Raw genomic sequence first — 19,497 nt, 5'->3', positions numbered from 1 at the left:
GCATCGGCGGGAACACGACGAGAAGGCCGCTTCACGCGCTAGCCGGGTTTGATGGTGGCGAGTTGGACAAGTAGGTGAACCAGCCGGTAGGCGTCGGAGAAGTCAGCGGCGCGGAAGGCGACCGTCCGGCCGCCGCCCACGCGGGTCACACCCGGCACCAGAACTGCGAGGTCGACCATGTAAGGGCCGTACAGGTCGACCTCGACGTCCAACGGCCCGGCCATCTTCGGCGGGGGGATCGATGCGCGCCGGGTGATGGCATCGGCGGCAGCGCGGCGCAGATGCTCCCGTGCCTCCTGCGGGTGTAGGGCCACTGCGGCCGCCTGGCCCAGCGTCTGCTTGACGGCGACGGTGACCGCCGAGGGCACCAGCTCACTGAATTCCATGCAGGCGGCGTCGTCCCCGCTGAGCAGGACGACCGGCTTGTCCAGGTGTCCCGCCATGGCGGCGTTGAGGCCGATCTCGCCCAGCGACCGTCCGGCCACCCGCACGTCGAGGATGGCGTCACTCATCGTGTGCGCCAGCACGGCGGGCCCAGCACCGGCCCGCGCGTGATACCCGATGAACATGACGGCATCCGTCTGCTCGTCCAGCCCAGCGAGCATGCCCAGCGGGCGGGGTTTGCCCCGCACCAGGTGAGCACGCCGGTCGAGGTCCTCGGGCAGGAGGTTCCGAAACGGTCCGTGTGCGTCGGCGACCCACACGACGGCGTCGGGTTCGGCGTCGAGAACACCAGCGATCACGGCGTTCGCCTCGGCCGTCATCAGGGCGCGGCCGCGCTCATAGTCGTACCGATCCGGATTCGTCTCAGTGGGATGCACGATCCCCGAGATGCCTTCCATGTCTACCGAGATCAGAACCTTCATGGATCGATGACCCTACGCGCTCCGGGCACGACGGTCGATCTCGCGAAGTGCAGGCGCGATGGCCGATTGCCAGGAGAGGAATGTGGACGTGTGGCGAAGTGGACCGGGGGCCAAGGGGTCGTTGGTCCAATCCGGCCGCCGCGACCGAGAAGAGCCCTGGCCAGTTCCCCGCTGATCAGCGCTTTCGCTTGCCCCGAGGAGCCCGACGGGTCAGCCAACGGGCGGCGTAGAGCAGCGCGCTCGCGGCGAAGAGCGCGGCGCTGACCGCCAGCCACCGGCCCAGCATGGCCCGGGGCGCCAGGCCGGTAGCCGCCAGGTAGGTGCCGTCCCCGAGCCCGAGGATGCCGGGCAGGTAGATCAGGAACAGCAGGCCGGCTCCGAGCGCCGGCACCCGGACGTGGTTGAGCGGCGACGGGACGCGGCCCCGCCCGAGGGTGCCGCGCAGCACCCGGTCGAGTGTCGCGTACACCGGGAAGAGGATCAGGTCGTGCGCGACGACCGCGCCGAGGAACCAGAGCAGGATCCGGCCGGCCGACGCCTCACCGGCGAGCCGCAGCGCGATCCAGCCGGTGATCGCGAAGCAGCCGGCCAGGAGCAGCAGGTGCCAGGGCGCGGCGCCGTAGGCGCGCCGGAACTCAGCCATCGAACACGATCTCCGTCACCCACTTGGTGCAGTGCACGCCGGGCAGCGCCGGCACGATGATCCGTGCCGGGTAGCCGTGGTCGAGGCTCAGGTCGACGCCGTTGACCCGCAGGGCGAGCAGCGCGTCCGGGTCGGTCACCTGACCGCGGTGCAGGGCGGCCTCGCGGAACAGGCCGGCGCGTTCCAGCGACCGGACCCGGGCGGTGGCCGGGTCGGCCGATCCGGCCAGGGCGGCCAGGTCGCGCAGCCGGACCCCCGTCCAGGTCTGCGTGGTGGACCAGCCCTCCACGCAGGCGATCGGCAGCACGGCCGTGTGCTGCGCCAGGGCGAGCAGCCGGGCCCGGTCCAGGGCCACCGTGCGGTTTCCCGCGCGCAGCGTGAGCCGCCAGCCCGGCCCGGTCCGCTCCGGGGTCACCCCGGCCGCGGCGGCGCTGCGATTGACCGGGAAGCCGGTCGGTCCGTCGCCGATCCGCCGGCCGCGGGGCAGCAGCAGCGCGGTGCGGCGCAGCGCGTCGACGCTCTGCCCGACGGTCAGCGCCGCCAGCAGCAGGGCGCCGCCGCCGACCACGGCGAGCACAGCCCGCCGGCTCATGGTGGCCGGCCCGGGGCGCCGGGCCACCAGGCCGTCGGGATCCGCCGGTTCCGGCCGCGTCCGCTCCACCGGGGTACGCGCGAAGCCCGGCCCGCGCAGCGCGGTGACCAGCCGGGGCAGCTTGATCGCCACGTGGGCGACCAGCGCGGCCGTGAAGATCCACGCGCCGTACCAGTGTGCGGTGTAGAAGTCGAAGCCGAACAGGTACGCGTACTGGATGTTGAGCAGCCCGGTGGCCGTCTGGAAGAGGATGCCGCCGACCAGCAGCACCAGCGACAGCCGTTCCAGCAGCTGGGCGGTCGAGCGGGCCGGCGGCCAGTCGAAGAGTTTGGGCACCACCGACCAGAGCTTGCCCAGCACCACCGGCACGAGCACGATCCCGAGGGCCACGTGCAGCCCCTGGGTGAGGCGGAACAGCCAGGCGGGCCGGGTCGGCCAGTCGAACACCGGCGGGTGGAGCCAGCCCACGTCCCGGGGGAACGCCTGGTCGAGGCGGGGCCCGTAGGCGATCCAGTCGAGCAGCCCGGTGACGATGACCAGGGGGAGGGTGGCCAGCAGCACGGCGCCGAGCACCGAGGTCAGCCACGGTCCGCGGACCGGGCTGCGCCAGGCGCGGTCGGCGGCGTCGGCCCCGGGCGGCCGGTGCCGGGCGAGCCCGGCCCACAGGGCCGCCGGCGCGGCCGACGGCGCGTCGTCCGGTGGTGGTGGGCTGGCGGGCACGTCTCCTCCTGGTCGGCGGTCCGGGTCCATCCGTTCGCCGGTGGCACCCTCACCAGGACGCTAGACGCCGTGACCGCCCGTCAGTCCGTTTCGCCGCATTACCGAACCCTTACCGCCGTCCCTTACGGATCGCTGACGTCCGCCGGGAACCGCCGGACCGGGGCCGCCCGGTGCCCTAGCCTGGCCGCATGCGGGTACTGGTCACCGGCGCCGCCGGCTTCATCGGATCGCAGATCGCCGACCTGCTGGCCGCCGCGGGCCACGAGCCGGTGTGCCTGGACGCGCTGCTGCCCCAGGCGCACGGCGGCGCGCTGCCGGAGTGGTCCCGGCCGCACGACCCGGTGGTCGGCGACGTCCGCGACGCCGCGCTGCTGGACCGGCTGCTGTCCGGGGTGGACGCGGTCTGCCACCAGGCGGCCATGGTGGGGCACGGGCTCGACCCGTCGGACGCCCCGGACTACGCCGCCCACAACGACCACGGCACGGCCGTGCTGCTCGCGGCCATGCACCGGGCCGGGGTGTCGCGGCTGGTGCTGGCCAGCTCGATGGTCGTCTACGGCGAGGGCCGCTACACCTGCGTCCGGCACGGGGTGGTCCGCCCGGCCCCGCGCCGGACCACCGACCTGGCCGCCGGCCGGTACGACCCGACGTGTCTGACCTGCGGCGGCACCCTCGACCCGGCCCTGGTCCCCGAGGACGCCCCGCTGGAGCCGCGCAGCACGTACGCGGCCAGCAAGCTCGCTCAGGAGCACTACGCGGCGGCCTGGGCGCGGCAGACCGGGGGTGGGGTGTGGGCGCTGCGGTACCACAACGTGTACGGCCCCCGGATGCCCCGCGACACCCCGTACGCCGGGGTCGCCTCGCTGTTCCGCTCGGCGCTGGCCGACGGCCGGCCGCCCCGGGTCTACGAGGACGGCCGGCAGCGCCGGGACTTCGTGCACGTCGCCGACGTGGCCCGGGCCAACCTGCTGGCGCTCACCGCGCCCACGCCGGACGGCCTGGTCCCGGTGAACGTCTGCTCCGGTGAGCCGCACACCGTCGGTGACCTGGCCGCCGCGCTGGCCGGGGCGATGGGCGGCCCCGAGCCGGAGGTGGTCGGCGGCGCCCGGGCGGCCGACGTCCGGCACGTGGTGGCCGACCCCACTCGAGCCCGCGACCTGCTCGGCTACACCGCCGAGGTGGGCTTCACCGACGGCGTGACCGCCTTCGCCACCGATCCGCTCCGCGAACCCGCCGCCGTGGCCGCCTGAACCGGAAGGCCCTGGTCGATCATGAGGTTGGCGGCACGATCCGCCTGGTTTGTCGCGGCCAACTTCATGATCACCGGGATGGGTCCTGGAGATCTTGGAGAGTTGTCCGTTCGGAGGGAACGGGGGGTCGCCAAGGTCTGGAGCGGTGGGGTCAGGAGACCGTGAACAGCAGGTGGTTGACGGCGAGTGCGGTGAGTGCCTGGCCGGCCAGCCACCAGCGCCGGGTCGGCGGTGGCAGGTGCGCGGCGGCCACCAGGAGCCAGACCCCGAACGGCAGCCAGATCCGCTCCACCTCGGCCTTGCTCATCCCGGACAGGTCGGCGGCGGCCACCGCCAGTGCGGCGGAGGCCGGCAGCAGCACGGTCGGCCCGAGCGCGAGCACCTGCGCCCGCCACCGCCGACCGAGCCGGGCGGCACCGCTGCGGCCGACGGCAGCGCCGGCCCTCGCCGCGCCGCGCAGCGCGACGCCCGGCCGGTCGAGCACCCGGGCACCGGCCGGGCCGCCCGGCAAGGAGCCGGCGGACCGCCACGCGGCCGGGGCCGCGAGCACCGCCCGGCGCAGCGCCGGACCGAGCACCGGCCCGGCGGAGAGCAGCAGCGCCGCCAGGTTCGCCCAGACCCAGTACGCGTACGGGCGGTCGGCCGCCCAGCCCTGGTAGTACCGCTCGACCACCCGGTCGTACCCCTCCCACCAGCGGAAGCCGGCCAGGACGAACAGCGCGGTCACCGTGACGACGCCGGCCGTCGCGGCGAGCAGCGCGGCCCGGCGGCGGTCGGGGCGCAGTGCCAGCACGGCCAGCGCCAGGATGCCGACCAGCACGAACCCGTACGACAGGTGCAGCGCGAAGCCGAGCAGCAGCCCGCCGGCCAGCGCGGCGAGCGGCCCGCGTACCGCCAGCAGCGCCAGGCCGGCGGCGACCACCCCGGTGAACACGGCGTCACCGGAGGCGCCCAGCCAGACCGCGCCGGGCAGCAGCACCAGGAACGGCAGCACGGCCCGGGCCGCCTCGGCCGCGCCCAGCGCGCGCAGGGTGACCGGCACCGAGACCGCGGCCGTCGCGCCGACCAGCACACAGCAGAGCGCTGCGGCGGTGCCGCCGCCCAGGCCGATCCGGTCCAGCCAGACGAAGACCAGCAGCGCGCCCGGCGGGTGTCCGGCGGTGTGGGTGGACCAGGAGTCGGGCTGGAAGTCGAGGATCCGGTCGGTGAATCCGGCCAGCATCCCGGGGATGTCGGTGACGCCGGGCACCTCGTGCAGGTACTCCGCCTGCACGGTGAGCCGCCGGGCCAGCCCGGCCGACCAGCCGTCCACCAGGGCCAGCGACAGGGTCCAGGCCACCGCGGCCAGCCAACCGGCCGCGAGCAGCGGGCCCCAGCGGGCGGTCCGCGCCCAGCGCAGGCCCGGCCCGAGCACGACCACCGCGACCAGCACGGCCAGCGGGGTGCCGCCACCGGCGTGCGGCCGCCAGGCGGCGTAGAGCGGCGCGGCGTCCGCGTGCAGCCCGGCGCCGCGCCGGTTGAGCATCAGCCCGACCGCGACCGCCGCGACCAGCAGCACCGCCTCGACGGCCAGCGCGACCAGGTCGCCGCGGCGCCCGGGGGCGGTCCGCCGTGGGCCGGGAACGCGGGGCAGGGTGGCTGCGGCTCTCATGACGACCGGACGGTACGGGCCGGCGGCCCGTCGCGGCAGCCGATCCGCCGGCTCGTCACCGGAACGTAAGAAATCCCTGCTCGGTAAGGGTTCCGTAAGCACGATCGGGGCCTGGCGTGCCGTGGACCGGCCTAGCGTCGGCGGCATGCCGACACAGATCGACGTGGTGCTGCCGTGCCTCGACGAGGCCGCCGCCCTGCCCGGCGTGCTGACCGCGCTGCCGCCCGGCTACCGGGCGATCGTGGTGGACAACGGGTCCCGGGACGGCTCGCCGGAGGTGGCCGCCCGGCACGGCGCGCGGGTGGTGCGGGAGCCCCGGCGGGGCTACGGGGCGGCCGTGCACACCGGCCTGGAACACGCCGAGACCGAGCTGGTCTGCGTGCTCGACGCCGACGGCTCCTTCGACCCGGGGGAGTTGCCCGCCCTGGTCGCCCCCGTGGCGGCGGGCGCCGCCGACCTGGCGGTGGGCCGGCGCCGGCCGGTGTCCGCCGGTGCCTGGCCCTGGCACGCCCGGGCCGGCACGGCGCTGGTCGCGGCGCTGCTGCGGCAGCGGGGGGTGCCGCTGCGCGACCTCAGCCCGATCCGGGTGGCCCGGCGGGACGCCCTGCTCGCCCTCGGGGTCACCGATCGCGCCTTCGGCTACCCGCTGGAGCTGATGATCCGCGCCGCCGCGGCCGGCTGGCGCATCCACGAGCGCGACGTCCGCTACGCCCCGCGCGCCGCCGGCACCCGGTCCAAGGTCTCCGGCTCGGTCCGCGGCACCGTCCGCGCCACCCGCGACTTCCTCACCGTGCTCCGCACCGTGGACGGCCCGCGATGACCGTCCTGCTGGTGATGGCGAAGGCGCCCGTGGCCGGGACGGTCAAGACCCGTCTCTGCCCACCCGCCGAGCCCGCGCAGGCGGCGCGGATCGCCGCGGCCGCGCTGCGCGACACCCTCGACGCCGTCGCCGCCACCCCGGGTGTCGTCCCGGTGCTGGCCCTGGCCGGCCGGCTCGCCGACGCCGAGGACGGGCCGGACCTGACCGCCGCGGTCGCCGGCTGGCCGGTGCTGCCGCAGCGCGGCGACGATCTCGCCGACCGGCTCGCGCACGCACACGCCGACGTGGCCGGCGCGTACCCGGGGCGGCCCGTGCTCCAGATCGGCATGGACACCCCGCAGCTCACCGCGGCGCGGCTGGCCGCCGCCGTACGCCGGCTCGGCGCGACCGGAACCGACGCGGTGCTCGGCCCGGCCGCGGACGGCGGCTGGTGGGCGCTGGGGCTGCGCGACCCCCGGCAGGCGCGGGACCTGCGCGGGGTGCCGATGTCCACCCCGGACACCGGGCGGCGCACCCGGGAGGCGCTGGCCGGACGCGGCCTGCGGATCGGGACGCTGCCGGTGCTGCGCGACGTGGACGACTGGACCGACGCGCTCGCCGTGACCGCCCTGGTCCCCACGGGCCGCTTCGCCCGCGAGGTCGCCGCCGTGGGGCGGGCCCGCCCGGTTCGAGAACCGGGACGGCACGTCGTCGGGGGCCGGCGGTGAGCGTCGACGGGTTCGCCACCGCGCTCCGGCACCGGGACGCCACCGCGCACTGGCTGGTGCAGGCCGACGGGACGCGCCGCCGGCTGCCGGTGGATCGGTGGCACGGGTCGGCCGAACCGGCGACCGCCGCCGTGGTGTCCCGCTGCGCCGGCCCGACGCTGGACCTGGGCTGCGGGCCGGGCCGGCTCACCGTGGCGTTGACGCGGGCCGGGCTGGTCACCGTGGGAGTCGACGTCTCGGCGCGGGCGGTGGCGTTGACCCGGAGCCTGGGCGTGGTCTCGGTCCAGGCCGACCTCTTCGACCCGCTGCCCGCCGAGGGCCGGTGGCGGCACGTCGTGCTGCTGGACGGCAACATCGGCATCGGCGGTGACCCGGGCCGGCTGCTGCGCCGGTGCCGGGAGCTGCTCCACGCCGGCGGCACCGTCCTGGTCGAGCTGGACCCGCCCGGCAGCGGCAGCTGGCAGGGCCGGGTACGGGTGGTGTCGGGACGCTACCGGGGGCCGAGTTTCGGCTGGGCCCGGCTGGACACCCGGGCGGTGCACGAGACGGCCGCGGCGGCCGGCCTGTCCGTCCGCGAGGTGTTCCAGGCCGATGACCGGTGGTTCGCCGAGCTGGTCAGGCCGTAGGCCGGCGCCGTCGGCTGCTCAGCTCACGCGGCCAGCGGCAGCCGGACGACGAAGCGGCAGCCGTCGGCGACGTTGCCCACCTCGACCCGGCCACCGTGCGCCTCGACGAGGCCGCGCACGATCGCCAACCCCAGCCCGCCGGAGCCCTCCACGCCGCCGCTGTCGCGCGGGGGAGTGCGGGCCCGTTCCCCCCGGAACGCCACGTCGAACACCCGGGGCAGGTCGCGCTCCGGGATCCCGCCGCAGGTGTCCGCCACGGCCAACCAGGCGGTGTCGGCGTCCCGGCCGGCGTCCACCCGGACGGTGCCGTCCTCCGGCGTGTAGCGGATCGCGTTGAGCAGCAGGTTCCCCACCACCCGGGCCAGCTCCGGCTCGCTCGCGGTCACCGTCGGCCAGCCGGACTCCGGGGCGAGCAGCCGGATCCGGCGCGCGGCGGCCAGTGGCGCGCTGCCGGCCAGCGCGTCGGACACCACGTCGCCGAGCGGCACCGCGGACAGCGACAGCCGCAGCGCGCCGGCGTTGATCCGGGAGAGCTCGAACAGGTCGTCGACGAGCCGGGTCATCCGGTCGGTCTCCACCCGGATCCGGCGGTGGTACTCGGCGACCGTCGCGTGATCGCCCACCACCCCGTCCTCCAGCGCCTCGGCCATGGCCCGCAGCCCGGCGAGCGGGGTGCGCAGGTCGTGGGAGACCCAGGCGACCAGGTCGCGGCGCCCCTTCTCGATCCGACGTTCCCGCTCCCGCGCCTGGTCGGCCCACACGGCCGCGGCGGCCAGCCGGCGACCGAACAGCCAGCCGACCGCGAGGCTCACCACCGCGGCGGCGGAGAGCGTGGTCAGCACCACCTCGAGGTCGTGCGGGGAGAGGAACATCGCCTCGGCGACCACCGCGACCCCGGCCGCCACGGCGCCGACCGTCATGGCGAGCAGCACGGAGATGTGCACGGTGATCGACCGGCCGCGCAGCAGCCGCAGCGCCACCGCGCCGGCCAGCCCGACGGCGAGCGCCGCGACCAGGGCCGCCCCGAAGATCAGCGCCAGGTCACGCATCGGCCGGCTCGTACCGGTAGCCGACGCCCCAGACGGTGACGATCCGGCGGGGATCGGCCGGGTCGGTCTCGATCTTCTCCCGGAGCCGCCGCACGTGGACGGTCACCGTCGACTGGTCGCCGAAGCTCCACCCCCAGACCCGGTCCAGCAACTCGGCCCGGCGGAACGCCCGCGCCGGATGCCGCATGAGGTGCACGAGCAGGTCGAACTCCCGCAGGGTCAGGGTCAGCTCCCGGCCGTGCAGCCGGGCCACCCGGGGGCCCGTCGCCACCTCCAGGCCGCCGTCGGCGAGCAGTTCCGGGGGTACGCCGGCCGGGTCGCCACCCGCGCGGCGCAGCACCGAGCGGACCCGCAGCACCAGCTCGCGGGGCGAGAACGGCTTGCTCAGGTAGTCGTCCGCGCCCAGTTGCAGGCCGAGGATCCGGTCGGCCTCGTCGCCGCGGGCGGTGAGCATGACGATGGGTACGCCGTCGGGCCGCTCCCGCAGCCGCCGGCAGACCTCCAGCCCGTCGAGCACCGGAAGCATCAGGTCGAGCACCACGAGGTGCGGCGGGCGCCGGGCCACGGCGGCCAGCGCCTCGGCCCCGTCCCCGACGTGCCCGACCTCGTAGCCGGCGTGCTCCAGGTAGCGGCAGACCACATCGGCGACCGTGCGGTCGTCGTCGACCACCAGCACCCGCTGCGCCACGCGCACCTCCCCGTACCCGAGGGGTCAGCGTAGCCACGGGTGGCTGGCCGATCCATTGCCAAGTTCTTACGGCGGTGAGCGGCGGGTCGGGCCGCCGGCGGATCCCTCCTCGACGTGGGTCCGGCTACGGTGACGGTGACGAGCACCGCGCCGGCGGCCCGGCACCCGGGACCCCGGGCCCACGGGCGGGCGGTTTTCGCCACGTCCGAGGTCCGCCACGGGAGGAAGCATGAGCAGCACCGCGGAGTACGGCCCGGTGAAGGCCGCGATCACCGTGTCACTGGACGGCTACGTCACCGGTCCCGACGACCACGCGGGCCAGGGGCTCGGCGTCGGCGGCGAGCGGCTCCACTACTGGGTGATGGGCGGCCCGTGGACCTACGAGACGGAGCGCGAACCCGGCGCCGGCATGAGCGATGAGGACCGGGCCTACTTCGACACGCTGCTCGCGGGAACGGGCGCCGGCCTGTGCGGCCGGGGCATGTACGACAGCGCGGGCGGTTGGGGCGGCCGGAACCCGTTCCAGGGAACTCTGGTCGTGCTGACCCACCGCACCGCGGACCAGCCCGACCCGAGCAGCGGCTTCCTCATGGTGGACGGCTTCGACGAGGCGCTGGCGGCGGCCCGGCGGGCGGCCGGCGACGGCGGCGTCGCCATCGGCGGCGGGGCGGACGTCATCCGGCAGGCGCTCACGGCCGGGGTCGTCGACGAGCTCGGCATCTCCACCGCTCCGGTCGTCCTGGGCCGGGGGAAGCGGCTCTTCGAGGGCTTCGACCGGGATCTCGACCTGAAGATCCTCTCGGTGCACCACTCGCCGTACGCCGTGCACGTGCGGTACGCCGTCCTGCGGTGACCTCCTGGCGGCGCGGCGTTCAGGCGCGTGCCGCGAGGCCGCGCAGGCCGACGAGCCCGGGCACCGGGACGCGGCCGAGTTCCCGGCCGCTGGCGGCGTCGTGCCAGCTCACCGCGTCCCGCTGGCCCAGGTAGAGGCGGCTGCCGTCAGGGCTGGCCACCAGGCCGGAGATCGGCTCGCGCGCCTGCCAGTCCACCCTGCCGGTCAGGCGGGTGAGATCCAGGGCCCGGACGGCCGTGCCGGCGGCGAGGAAGAGGCGGTCGGTGCCGGCGGCTGCGTGCGCGGCGCCTGTGCCCCGGGCCAGCGGCACCGTCCGGCGTACCGCCAGGTCCTCGGTGGAGATGTCGGCGACGGTGCCCGACGAGATGTCGGCGACGAGGAGCCGACCGCCGTCGGGGCTGATCGCCATGGCGTGGCCGGCCGCGGCCGCCTCGCCGAACGGGTGCGGCAGATCGATGCAGTACGCCCACCACTGCGCCAGGTGCAACGTGTGGACGAACGCGTGCGCGTTGCCGGGCCGACCGCTCACGAGGTCCCGGGTGTGCTGGTGGCCGGGCTGGTGGGTGTAGAGCGTGTAGAGGACGGTGCGGTCCGGCGCGAGCACCGCCTGGCGGCCGTCGCCGCGCATCTCCTCCTCGGCGCCGGGCGGCACCGGCTGCTTGTCGCGGGTGGCCAGCGGGCCGGGCCGGCCGGTGGCCAGGTCGACGACCCGCACCCGGTAGCGGTCCGGCGCGGTCGCCGGGAGCCATTCGAGGACGAACAGCCCGGTGCGGTCCGCGGTGAACGCCTCCGGAACGAAGTTGCCCGGCAGGTCCAGGCGGTGGCGTAGCCCGTTGACGTCGGCGACCAGCACCGGCGTCACCTCCCGCCCGGACGGCCGGCCGCCGTTCACCGTCGCCGTGGTCGTGGTGAGCGCCACGCCCGTCCCCTCGGCGGAGACGACCTGGGGCACCCAGCGTCCGGGCAGCGCCGTCCTGGCCGAGGTGCGGCCGGTCGTGGTGTCGATCCGCCAGCAGGCGGTGTCGGGGCCCGCGGGGGCGGTCGCGAAGATCCAGGCGCCGTCCGCGCTGGCGACGGCGCGGGGGATCGTCCGCCGGTCGGCCCCGCGCAGGAGGACCTGCCCCGCGTCGACCTGGACGAGCAGCGGATCGGGGATGGTGACGGTCGGGGCGGAGGTCCGGGCGCGGGTCGGCTCGCAGCCGGCCAGTGCGGCGGCGCCGGCACCGGCGAGCAGGGTCAGGACGCCGCGGCGGGAGATGGTGACGGTCATGCCGAGGTGACACCCTCGAAGCCGCCGAGGTTCCATCCCGCAGAAGGTGGAACCGTCCGGGCGCGGCCGGTGTCATGAGGGTGGTCGAAGGGGAGGTCTCCACTGGACGACGACGAGCTTGTCCGCCGCGCCCGCACCGGTGACCTGGAGGGGTACGAACTCCTGGTCGCCCGGCACACCGCGTCCGCGTACCGGACGGCGGTGCTGCTCGGCGCCGGATCGGACGCGGAGGACGTCATCCAGGAGGCGTTCGTGAAGGGGTTCCGCAATCTGTCCCGCTACCGCGGCGAGTCGTCCTTCCGGTCGTGGCTGCTCGCGATCGTCGCCAACGAGACCCGCAACCTGCACCGGTCCCGCAGCCGGCGGGACGGGCTGGTCCTGCGGGCGGCGGCGCAGGACGGGCCGGCGGTCGGCGAGGACGTCGCGGTCGGCGGGGTCCTCGCCGCGGAACGCCGGGCCGCGCTGGTCGCGGCGCTGCGCCAACTGCCGGTCAAGGACCGCGAGGTGATCGTGTGCCGGTTCCTCCTCGACCTGACCGAGGAGGAGACCGTGACGACGCTCGGCTGGCCCAGGGGCACGGTCAAGTCACGGACGTACCGGGCCCTGGCGAAGCTGCGCAGCCTGCTCGACCGCGAGGAGGTGCGCCGTGGATGACCTCGAACGCGAACTCCGCGACCTCGCCACCTGGCTGGAGACACCCGAGGCCCCCGACGTGACCGCCCGGGTGCGGGCCCGGCTGGCCGCGCCGGCACGCCGCCGACGCCGCTGGCGCTACTGGCTCGCCGCGGCGCTGGCCGCGCTCATCGTCGCCCTGCTGCCGCCGGGGCGGGCCGCCATCGCCGACGCCGTGACGGGACTGCTGCGCTTCTCGGGGATCGTCATCGAGACCACCCCGGCGCCGGCGCCGCACACCGGCACGCCCTCGCCGTTGCCGGCGCAGCGGCCCGCCTCCCTCGTCGAGGCGCAGCGGCACGTCCGCTTCCCGATCCGCGTACCGGTCGAGCTGGGCGAGCCGGAACAGGTGCTGGTCGCCGACCCGGACGGCGCCGGGGCGTACCGGGTGGTGACGCTGCTCTACCGCGGCGGCGCCCTGCGCCTCGACGCCTTCGACGGTCAGCTCGACCCGGTCTTCCACAAGCAGATCAGTGGGCCCGGCGTCGAGTGGGTCCAGGTCGACGGCGACTTCGCCGTCTGGATCGGCGGCCCGCACGAGCTGGCGTACGTCGACCGCACCGGCACGGTGCGGGTGGAGACCGCGCGGCTCGCCGCGGCCACGCTGATCTGGGAGGACGCCGGCGTCAGCTACCGGCTGGAAGGCGATCTCCGCCGGGACGAGGCGACCGGGATCGCCGCCTCCCTGGACTAGGCGCGGGTCGCACCGCGCAACGCTCCTCCGCCAGCGGAGGAACCTGCGCGGCCCGACCGGTGTCCTCAGGACAACGGGGTGCCACCGACCGGCGCCCACCCGGTCCGGAGGTGCGAGATGCGTTCATGGGGCAGGCTCCTGCTGGGGTCGGTGGTGCTGCTGGCCGGTTGCACCACCGCCGGCCGGTCGGCCGCGCCGCCCAGCGCGGCGGCGGTCACGCCCACCGCCTGCGCCACGCGGGTGGAGGAGGGCCGGCTGCCCGACTGGGCCGACGCCGGGTTCAGCGGGGACGCCCGCGCCCCGCACGTGTTCAGCGCGAAGGGCGACATGGTGGCCGTGCTGTTCGGCCATCCGCTGACGGTCGACCGCACGGAGGGACCGAACAACAAGATCCTCTGGGTTGCCCGGCCGGCGGCCACACCGTCGCCCGACCCGAGCGCGCCGGCCACCCTCGTCATCACCGCCTCCCTGGACGGCACCACGACCCGGGTGACCCGCACGGTCGCCGGCGGCCCCGGTCCCTCGATCATCGACCTGCCGCAGGCCGGCTGCTGGCACCTCGACCTCCGCTGGTCCGGGCGCACCGACACCATGGACCTCGTCTACCTCCCCGCCTGACGGCCCGCATGCCCCCTGCCAGGGACCGGTGCATATCCGGGGCGATGGCCGGGTAGTCGGTGGTGATGACCACACCTGAGCAGAGTCGGCAGCAGGAGGACGCGCTGGAGACCGGCGCGGTGTACCAGGACGCCGAGGGGCGCCGCACCAGGGACGCGGGCGCCGGCGCCGCGAACGCGGACAGCGAAGCCGACCGCAACGCCGAGCACCTGAGGCGCGGCGAGGTCGGCCCCGGCGTCCCGGAGGAATAGGCCCGGTCGGCCGCTGGGGCGCGGCCCCGGGGAGTGCGACGATGACCGTCCACGATGCCGGCATCCGGACGGGGGACGGTCATGACGCGGGACAGCGAACCAGCCGCGCGGCGCCGCCTGCTCGGCGACACCCCTCTGCACGTCCTCGCCGTCGTGGTCTTCGGGCTGCTCGCCTGGTCAGGGCTGGCCGGCCTGGACCGGGAGGTGGCCGGGCTGGCCGTTCCCTCGCTGATCGTCGGGCTCGCCGGCGCCGTCCGGGCGGTCCTGGCGGTCGCCGGGTTCCGGCCGCCCGCCACCCGTCCGGCCGCGCGGCGGGCGGTCCGGGTGATCCTGGTGCTGATCGCCGTGGTCGCCCTGGCGACCGGGTTCGCCCTTGCCCCGGGCGGGATGGACCGGGGCTTCGTCATCGCGGTGGACGCCGTCCTCGCCGGCGCGCTGGCCGCCTACGCGTTCCTGGGCGAACCGCGGCCCGCCGTCGTCGGGACCCACTGACACCCGGAACGCGGCGCCGCCTGGGTGGTCATTCCGTCTCCGGCGGGGTGGGTGGGACGGCCAGGGCGATGGTGAGGGCGAGGACCGTGGCCGGTTCGTGGAGCCGGTCGCCGTACAGCTCGCGGAGTTTGCCCATCCGGTAGCGGACGGTCTGCGGGTGCACGAACAGGTCGGCCGCCACGTCGTCGCGGCGGCCCTGGTGCAGCAGCCAGGAGCGCAGCGTCTCGGCGAGCCGGTGCGCGGTGGCCGGGGGCAGGTCGGCCAGCGGCGCGAGGGCCTGGGCGCGCAGGTCGGCCAACCCCTCCGGGTCCATGCTGAGCAGCAGTTCGGCCAGGTGGTGCTCGGTGTCGACCGGCCCGGCGTCCGGCTCGCCGAGGCCGAGGGCGAGCGCCCGGGTGGCCCGCTGGTAGGAGGCGGCGACCCGGTGCCACGGCCGGGCCGGCCCGAGCACCGCCCCGTGCCCGTGCAGCAGGCGGGTGAGCTGGCGCCGCCGGGCGCCGTGGGTGTCCGGCACCAGCAGGACGGCCAGTTCCTCGGCCGGGTCCATGCCGGGCAGGTCCTCGCCGCTCTCCAGGGTGTGCGGGCCGAGCAGGGCGAGCACCGCGCGCAGGTTGCGGCGGGGCAGGAGGACGACGGTGAGGGTCTGCGGCAGCGGCCAGTCGGCCCGTTCGGCGCTGCGCCGCAGGATGTCCTCGGGTTCCCCGGCGAGCAGTTGCTGGGTGAGCCGCTCCATGTTGCGGCGGCGCGCTCGGCCGGCGCTGGCCCGCTCGTCGGCGTGCCCGGCCACGCTGGCCGCGGACAGCTCGTCGATGTACGCGAACATCAGCTCGGCGAACTCGGCCACCGTCTCGGCGGACAGCCCGCTGCGCACCGTGGTGGCGGAGACCTCCCGCCACGCCACCCGCGCCCCCACCCGGTACGCGGCCAGCAGCGCGTCCATGCTGCGCCCCGAGCGGGCCTCACCGCTGCCCAGCGCGTACGCGGCTTCCAGGGCGGGGGCCAGCGGGGTGCTCGGATCGGCCAGCTGCGCCCCGTCGATGAGCTGGAGGAAGGTGCCCAGCGCGATGCGTACCGCGTTCTCGATCTTCTCCCGCATCGTGCCGGTGAGCGCGCCGGAGTAGTCGGGCACCTCGGCGGTGATCGCGCTGACGGTACGCTCGGCGACGACGGGGAGCCGGTCCCGGAGGCGGGCCGACACCCGCGCGTCGAGTTCGAGATGGGCCGCGCGATAGCCCGCGTGGTCGTCCGACATGTTGTTCTCCCCGAACAAAAACCTGCGGCCATTTCACCTTTGCCGGTCAAGATGTTATGCGATCACGCAGTCACCCTGGTGATATGACCACAACTGCCCCCCGCCGCTCCCAGAAGGTGACCTTCCGGGACAGACTGTCGCGGCTGGCCGGCGCGGTCACCACCCCGCTGCTGCCCGGCGACTACCTCGACCTCGTGGCGCCGCTGCGCGCCGGCGCCCCGCTGCGCGGCCGGATCGTCGCCGTCCGCCCGCAGACCCGGGACGCGGCGACCGTGGTCATCCAGCCGGGTCGCAGCTGGCAGGGACACCTGCCCGGACAGTACGTGCGCCTCGGCGTGGACGTCGACGGGGTGCGCCAGTGGCGCGCGTACTCGGTCACCTCGACACCGGGCGCCGCGGACGGCCTGATCTCCGTCACCGTGAAGGCGATCCCGGACGGCAAGGTCAGCAATTACCTGGTCCGCCGGGTCCGGCCGGGCACGATCGTCCAGCTCGACCAGGCGCAGGGTGACTTCGTCGTGCCCGAGGCGACCCCCCAACGGGTCCTCTTCCTCACCGCCGGCAGCGGCATCACCCCGGTCATGGGGATGCTCCGCGCGGGCCTGCACGACCGCGCCGACGTGGTGCTCGTGCACTCGGCGCCGACCCGGGACGACGTCATCTTCGGCCCGGAACTGCGGGCGCTCGCCGAGGCCGGCGCGCTGCGGCTCGTCGAGCGGCACACCGAGACCGACGGCCTGCTCGGCGTCGACGAGCTGGCCGGCCTGGTGCCCGACCACCTCGACCGGCAGACCTGGGCCTGCGGGCCGATCGGCATGCTCGACGCCGTCGAGGGGTACTGGGACTCACACGGGCTCGCCGACCGGCTGCACACCGAGCGGTTCCGGCCCACCGTGATCTCGCCGGGGGAGGGCGGCACCGTGACGTTCACCGCGGCCGGGGTGACCGTCGAGGCCGACGGGGCCACCCCGATCCTCGACGCCGGCGAGCGGGCCGGGGTGCTGATGCCGTCCGGCTGCCGGATGGGCATCTGCTTCGGCTGCGTCGTCCCGCTGCGGGAGGGCGCGGTGCGCGACCTGCGCAACGGCGACGTCACCACCGCCGTGCCCGGGGACGGTGTGCTCGTGCAGACCTGCGTGTCGGCGGCCGCCGGTACCTGCGACATCGAACTCTGACAGGAGGCCATCCGACGTGACAGTGATCCAGAAGAAGGCGGACAACCCGATCGCCCACCTCAGCGCCGAGGACATCGAGATCATCGGCAAGGAGCTGGACGCGATCCGGGACCGGGTGATCGCCGACCGGGGTGAGCGGGACGCCCGCTACATCCGCAAGGTGATCAAGACCCAGCGAACGCTGGAGCTGAGCAGCCGCGCCGTGCTGCTGTTCTCGCTGTTCCCGCCGGCCTGGATCGTCGGCACGGCCGGCCTCGCGGTGGCCAAGATCCTGGACAACATGGAGATCGGGCACAACGTCCTGCACGGGCAGTGGGACTGGATGCGCGACCCGAAGATCCACTCCACCACCTGGGACTGGGACCACGTCTCCCCGCCCGAGCAGTGGAAGCACTCGCACAACGAGCTGCACCACCGCTACACCAACGTGCTCGGCAAGGACAACGACCTCGGCTACGGCATCATGCGGGTCGACGAGGACCAGCCGTGGCACCCGGCGTACCTGGGCCAGCCGTTCTACAACTTCGTGAACGCCTGTTTCTTCGAGTACGGCATCGCCGCGTACGACCTGGAGCTGGGGGAGAACCTCAAGAACGGCCGCCACAAGGACCCGGGGTTCCGGGCCCGCGCCAGGGCGGTCGGCCGCAAGATCCGCCGCCAGGTGCTCAAGGACTACGTGCTGCACCCGCTGCTGTCCGGCCCGTCGTTCCTGTCCACGCTCGCCGCCACGTTCACCGCGAACCTGATCCGCAACCTGTGGAGCCACTCGGTGATCATGTGCGGGCACTTCCCGAACGGCGTGGAGACCTTCGAGAAGACCTCCATCGAGGGCGAGACCCGCGGCGAGTGGTACCTGCGGCAGATGCTCGGCTCGGCCAACATCAGCGGCCCCCGGCTGCTGCACATCATGACCGGCAACCTGTCGTTCCAGATCGAGCACCACCTCTTCCCCGACCTGCCGAGCAACCGCTACCAGGAGATCGCCCCGCAGGTCCGGGCCCTGTTCGACCGGTACGGGCTGAAGTACACCACCGGCCCGCTGCCCAAGCAGGTCGCCTCCGCCTGGTGGAAGGTGATCCGGCTGTCGCTGCCCAACCGGCGCGCCGCCCGCCGCCAGCAGGTGGCCCCGGCCCCGCTGGTCTCCTCCGGCACGGCCTGACCGGCCGCCGCCCACCGGTGACAATTCCGGTGGGCGGCGCCCCCGCCGATCGGCTACCGTCACAGGCATGGACATCAGGCGCAGCACCACCGCCGCGGCCGCGCGAGCTTCCCGCTCGCCGGTTGCCGCCGCCTGACCTGCCCCATTCCCGCCGGCGACCGGAAACGGTCCGCCGGCGTCGTCGTGTCACGCCACCGCCCACGCGGCGGACCGTCCGGTCGTCCCCACCGGAAGGCCCGTGCCATGACACCCGACCAGATCGTCCGCACCTTCGTCGACCACTACCACCGCCGGGGCCACCGGGACGCGCCGGAGAGCTCGCTCGTCCCACCGCCCGGCGACCCGGTGCTCTTCACCACCTCCGGCATGCACCCGCTCACCCCGTACCTGCTGGGCCGCCCGCACCCCGGCGGCCGGCGGCTGGTCAACGTGCAGCGCTGCCTGCGCACCACCGACCTGGACGAGGTGGGTGACCGCACCCACCTGACCGTCTTCGAGATGCTCGGCTCCTGGTCGCTGGGCGAGTACGACATCGCGACCAGCCTCCGCTGGGGCCACGAGCTGCTCACCGCGGGCTTCGGCATCGACCCGGGGCGGCTGCACGCCACCGTCTTCGGCGGCGACGAGCAGGTCGGCCCGGACGAGACGGCGCTCGCCACCTGGACCGGACTCGGCGTGCCCGTCGAGACCAACGGCGCGGAGAACTGGTGGTCCAACGGCCCCACCGGCCCGTGCGGGCCCGACTCGGAGATCTTCGTCTGGACCGGGGACGGGCCGCCGACCGGCACCCCGGGCACCGACGAGCGCTGGATGGAGGTGTGGAACCACGTCCAGATGCGCCACCACCGGCACCCGGACGGCCGGCTGACGCCGCTGGCGATGGCGAGCATCGACACCGGGATGGGCCTGGAACGCCTGGAGATGGTGCTGCGCGGCGGCCGGTCGGTCTTCGAGGGCGCGGGCCTGAGCCCGTGGGTGGGTGCGGTCCGCGACCGGTGGGACCTGCGCGGCGCGGACCTGCGGGTGGTCGCCGACCACCTGCGCTCCGCGGTGGTCGTGCTCGGCGACGGGGTACGCCCCGGCAACACCGGCCGCGGATACGTGCTGCGCCGGCTGATCCGGCGGGCGCTCACCGTGCTGTGGCGCGACGACCCGGCGCGGAGCCTGACCGAGTTGCCGCTCGACGCGTACCGCGACACGCTGCGCCGGTTCCGGCAGGACGCGGACGCCGGCCCGCTGCGCGAGCTGCTGCTGGCGGAGGAGCGGCGCTTCCGCGGCCTGCTGGAGCGGGGCCGGCCGCTGGTCGACCGGGTACGCGCGCGCGGGCCGCTGACCGAGCGCGACTACCACTGGCTGCACGACACCCACGGGCTGCCCCGGGACCTGGTCGACGGCCTGCTGGCCGAGGCGGGCTGACCCGCGCCGGTGGCCGGGGCGGCGCCACGGTGC

At 75.2% G+C, this 19,497-nt stretch carries 21 protein-coding genes; 13 read left to right on the top strand and 8 right to left on the bottom strand.

The genetic code is table 11. The annotated features are described in order from the left end of the window. Nucleotides 1–38 precede the first annotated feature (38 nt). The 3 genes from RMN56_RS32420 to RMN56_RS32410 form a co-directional block, all read right to left on the bottom strand. A complete protein-coding gene (locus tag RMN56_RS32420; RefSeq protein ID WP_313721684.1) occupies nucleotides 39–866 on the bottom strand; it encodes a M55 family metallopeptidase in 828 nt (275 codons plus the stop codon). A gap of 175 nt (nucleotides 867–1,041) precedes the next feature. Continuing rightward, a complete protein-coding gene (locus RMN56_RS32415) occupies nucleotides 1,042–1,509 on the bottom strand; it encodes a hypothetical protein (RefSeq protein ID WP_313721682.1) in 468 nt (155 codons plus the stop codon). Further along, on the bottom strand, nucleotides 1,502–2,821 hold the full coding sequence (locus tag RMN56_RS32410) for a molybdopterin-dependent oxidoreductase (RefSeq protein WP_313721681.1): 1,320 nt from the start codon (nucleotides 2,819–2,821) through the stop codon (nucleotides 1,502–1,504). The genes RMN56_RS32415 and RMN56_RS32410 overlap by 8 nt, the downstream gene beginning before the upstream one ends. Before the next feature lie 188 nt (nucleotides 2,822–3,009). Between RMN56_RS32410 and RMN56_RS32405 the strand changes: the two genes are divergently transcribed. Next, nucleotides 3,010–4,071: an NAD-dependent epimerase/dehydratase family protein gene (locus tag RMN56_RS32405; RefSeq protein WP_313721680.1), complete on the top strand. Its 1,062-nt coding sequence runs from the start codon at nucleotides 3,010–3,012 to the stop codon at nucleotides 4,069–4,071. 151 nt (nucleotides 4,072–4,222) lie between these two features. On the opposite strand, the gene RMN56_RS32400 is transcribed toward RMN56_RS32405, so the two are convergent. Next, a complete protein-coding gene (locus RMN56_RS32400) occupies nucleotides 4,223–5,722 on the bottom strand; it encodes a hypothetical protein (RefSeq protein ID WP_313721679.1) in 1,500 nt (499 codons plus the stop codon). Nucleotides 5,723–5,867: 145 nt separating this feature from the next. Here RMN56_RS32400 and RMN56_RS32395 point away from each other — a divergent pair, with 145 nt between their 5' ends. From RMN56_RS32395 to RMN56_RS32385, 3 genes are read left to right on the top strand one after another with little or no spacing between them, the layout of a single operon-like run. Further along, on the top strand, nucleotides 5,868–6,542 hold the full coding sequence (locus RMN56_RS32395; protein ID WP_313721678.1) for a glycosyltransferase family 2 protein: 675 nt from the start codon (nucleotides 5,868–5,870) through the stop codon (nucleotides 6,540–6,542). Continuing rightward, nucleotides 6,539–7,249, top strand: coding sequence for a TIGR04282 family arsenosugar biosynthesis glycosyltransferase (locus tag RMN56_RS32390; protein WP_313721677.1), 711 nt, complete (start codon nucleotides 6,539–6,541; stop codon nucleotides 7,247–7,249). Before RMN56_RS32395 ends, RMN56_RS32390 begins: the two co-directional genes overlap by 4 nt. Beyond that, nucleotides 7,246–7,875: a methyltransferase domain-containing protein gene (locus RMN56_RS32385; protein ID WP_313721676.1), complete on the top strand. Its 630-nt coding sequence runs from the start codon at nucleotides 7,246–7,248 to the stop codon at nucleotides 7,873–7,875. The genes RMN56_RS32390 and RMN56_RS32385 overlap by 4 nt, the downstream gene beginning before the upstream one ends. A gap of 23 nt (nucleotides 7,876–7,898) precedes the next feature. Here RMN56_RS32385 and RMN56_RS32380 read toward each other — a convergent pair whose 3' ends face one another. After that, on the bottom strand, nucleotides 7,899–8,924 hold the full coding sequence (locus RMN56_RS32380; RefSeq protein WP_262285328.1) for a sensor histidine kinase: 1,026 nt from the start codon (nucleotides 8,922–8,924) through the stop codon (nucleotides 7,899–7,901). Further along, nucleotides 8,917–9,612: a response regulator transcription factor gene (locus RMN56_RS32375; RefSeq protein WP_313721675.1), complete on the bottom strand. Its 696-nt coding sequence runs from the start codon at nucleotides 9,610–9,612 to the stop codon at nucleotides 8,917–8,919. Before RMN56_RS32375 ends, RMN56_RS32380 begins: the two co-directional genes overlap by 8 nt. A 229-nt stretch (nucleotides 9,613–9,841) precedes the next feature. On the opposite strand from RMN56_RS32375, the gene RMN56_RS32370 reads away from it, so the two are divergent. Then, the gene (locus RMN56_RS32370; protein WP_313721673.1) at nucleotides 9,842–10,465 is read left to right on the top strand and encodes a dihydrofolate reductase family protein; all 624 of its coding nucleotides are present in this window, start codon (nucleotides 9,842–9,844) and stop codon (nucleotides 10,463–10,465) included. Nucleotides 10,466–10,484: 19 nt separating this feature from the next. Here the strand turns inward: RMN56_RS32370 and RMN56_RS32365 are convergent, their stop codons facing one another. Further along, nucleotides 10,485–11,735 (bottom strand): YncE family protein, encoded by a 1,251-nt coding sequence (locus RMN56_RS32365; protein ID WP_313721672.1) that lies wholly within the window; start codon nucleotides 11,733–11,735, stop codon nucleotides 10,485–10,487. Between the two features lie 201 nt (nucleotides 11,736–11,936). On the opposite strand from RMN56_RS32365, the gene RMN56_RS32360 reads away from it, so the two are divergent. The 5 genes from RMN56_RS32360 to RMN56_RS32340 all read left to right on the top strand — a co-directional run bounded on the left by RMN56_RS32360 (nucleotide 11,937) and on the right by RMN56_RS32340 (nucleotide 14,462). Next, entirely contained in the window at nucleotides 11,937–12,389 is a 453-nt protein-coding gene (locus RMN56_RS32360; RefSeq protein WP_313721671.1) for an RNA polymerase sigma factor, read from the top strand. Next, a complete protein-coding gene (locus tag RMN56_RS32355) occupies nucleotides 12,382–13,101 on the top strand; it encodes a hypothetical protein (RefSeq protein ID WP_313721670.1) in 720 nt (239 codons plus the stop codon). The genes RMN56_RS32360 and RMN56_RS32355 overlap by 8 nt, the downstream gene beginning before the upstream one ends. Before the next feature lie 117 nt (nucleotides 13,102–13,218). Next, a complete protein-coding gene (locus tag RMN56_RS32350) occupies nucleotides 13,219–13,719 on the top strand; it encodes a hypothetical protein (RefSeq protein ID WP_313721669.1) in 501 nt (166 codons plus the stop codon). A 65-nt stretch (nucleotides 13,720–13,784) separates the two neighbouring features. Further along, nucleotides 13,785–13,970 carry a ribonuclease gene (locus RMN56_RS32345; RefSeq protein WP_262285321.1) on the top strand — a complete coding sequence of 62 codons (186 nt, stop codon included), beginning with the start codon at nucleotides 13,785–13,787 and terminating at the stop codon, nucleotides 13,968–13,970. An 81-nt stretch (nucleotides 13,971–14,051) separates the two neighbouring features. Then, a complete protein-coding gene (locus RMN56_RS32340) occupies nucleotides 14,052–14,462 on the top strand; it encodes a hypothetical protein (protein ID WP_313721668.1) in 411 nt (136 codons plus the stop codon). A gap of 28 nt (nucleotides 14,463–14,490) precedes the next feature. On the opposite strand, the gene RMN56_RS32335 is transcribed toward RMN56_RS32340, so the two are convergent. Further along, nucleotides 14,491–15,714: a PucR family transcriptional regulator gene (locus tag RMN56_RS32335; RefSeq protein WP_313721667.1), complete on the bottom strand. Its 1,224-nt coding sequence runs from the start codon at nucleotides 15,712–15,714 to the stop codon at nucleotides 14,491–14,493. An 83-nt stretch (nucleotides 15,715–15,797) separates the two neighbouring features. On the opposite strand from RMN56_RS32335, the gene RMN56_RS32330 reads away from it, so the two are divergent. The 3 genes from RMN56_RS32330 to RMN56_RS32320 all read left to right on the top strand — a co-directional run bounded on the left by RMN56_RS32330 (nucleotide 15,798) and on the right by RMN56_RS32320 (nucleotide 19,464). Further along, nucleotides 15,798–16,889: a ferredoxin reductase gene (locus RMN56_RS32330; protein ID WP_313721666.1), complete on the top strand. Its 1,092-nt coding sequence runs from the start codon at nucleotides 15,798–15,800 to the stop codon at nucleotides 16,887–16,889. Between the two features lie 16 nt (nucleotides 16,890–16,905). Continuing rightward, a complete protein-coding gene (locus tag RMN56_RS32325) occupies nucleotides 16,906–18,048 on the top strand; it encodes a fatty acid desaturase family protein (RefSeq protein WP_313721665.1) in 1,143 nt (380 codons plus the stop codon). A gap of 243 nt (nucleotides 18,049–18,291) precedes the next feature. Next, complete coding sequence (locus tag RMN56_RS32320) at nucleotides 18,292–19,464, top strand: alanine--tRNA ligase-related protein (protein WP_313721664.1); 1,173 nt, start codon at nucleotides 18,292–18,294, stop codon at nucleotides 19,462–19,464. Nucleotides 19,465–19,497: the final 33 nt, after the last annotated feature.

Origin of the sequence: Micromonospora halotolerans, assembly GCF_032108445.1 — a bacterium.
Taxonomy (GTDB): domain Bacteria; phylum Actinomycetota; class Actinomycetes; order Mycobacteriales; family Micromonosporaceae; genus Micromonospora; species Micromonospora halotolerans.
This window is presented reverse-complemented; position numbering and strand designations above follow the sequence as displayed.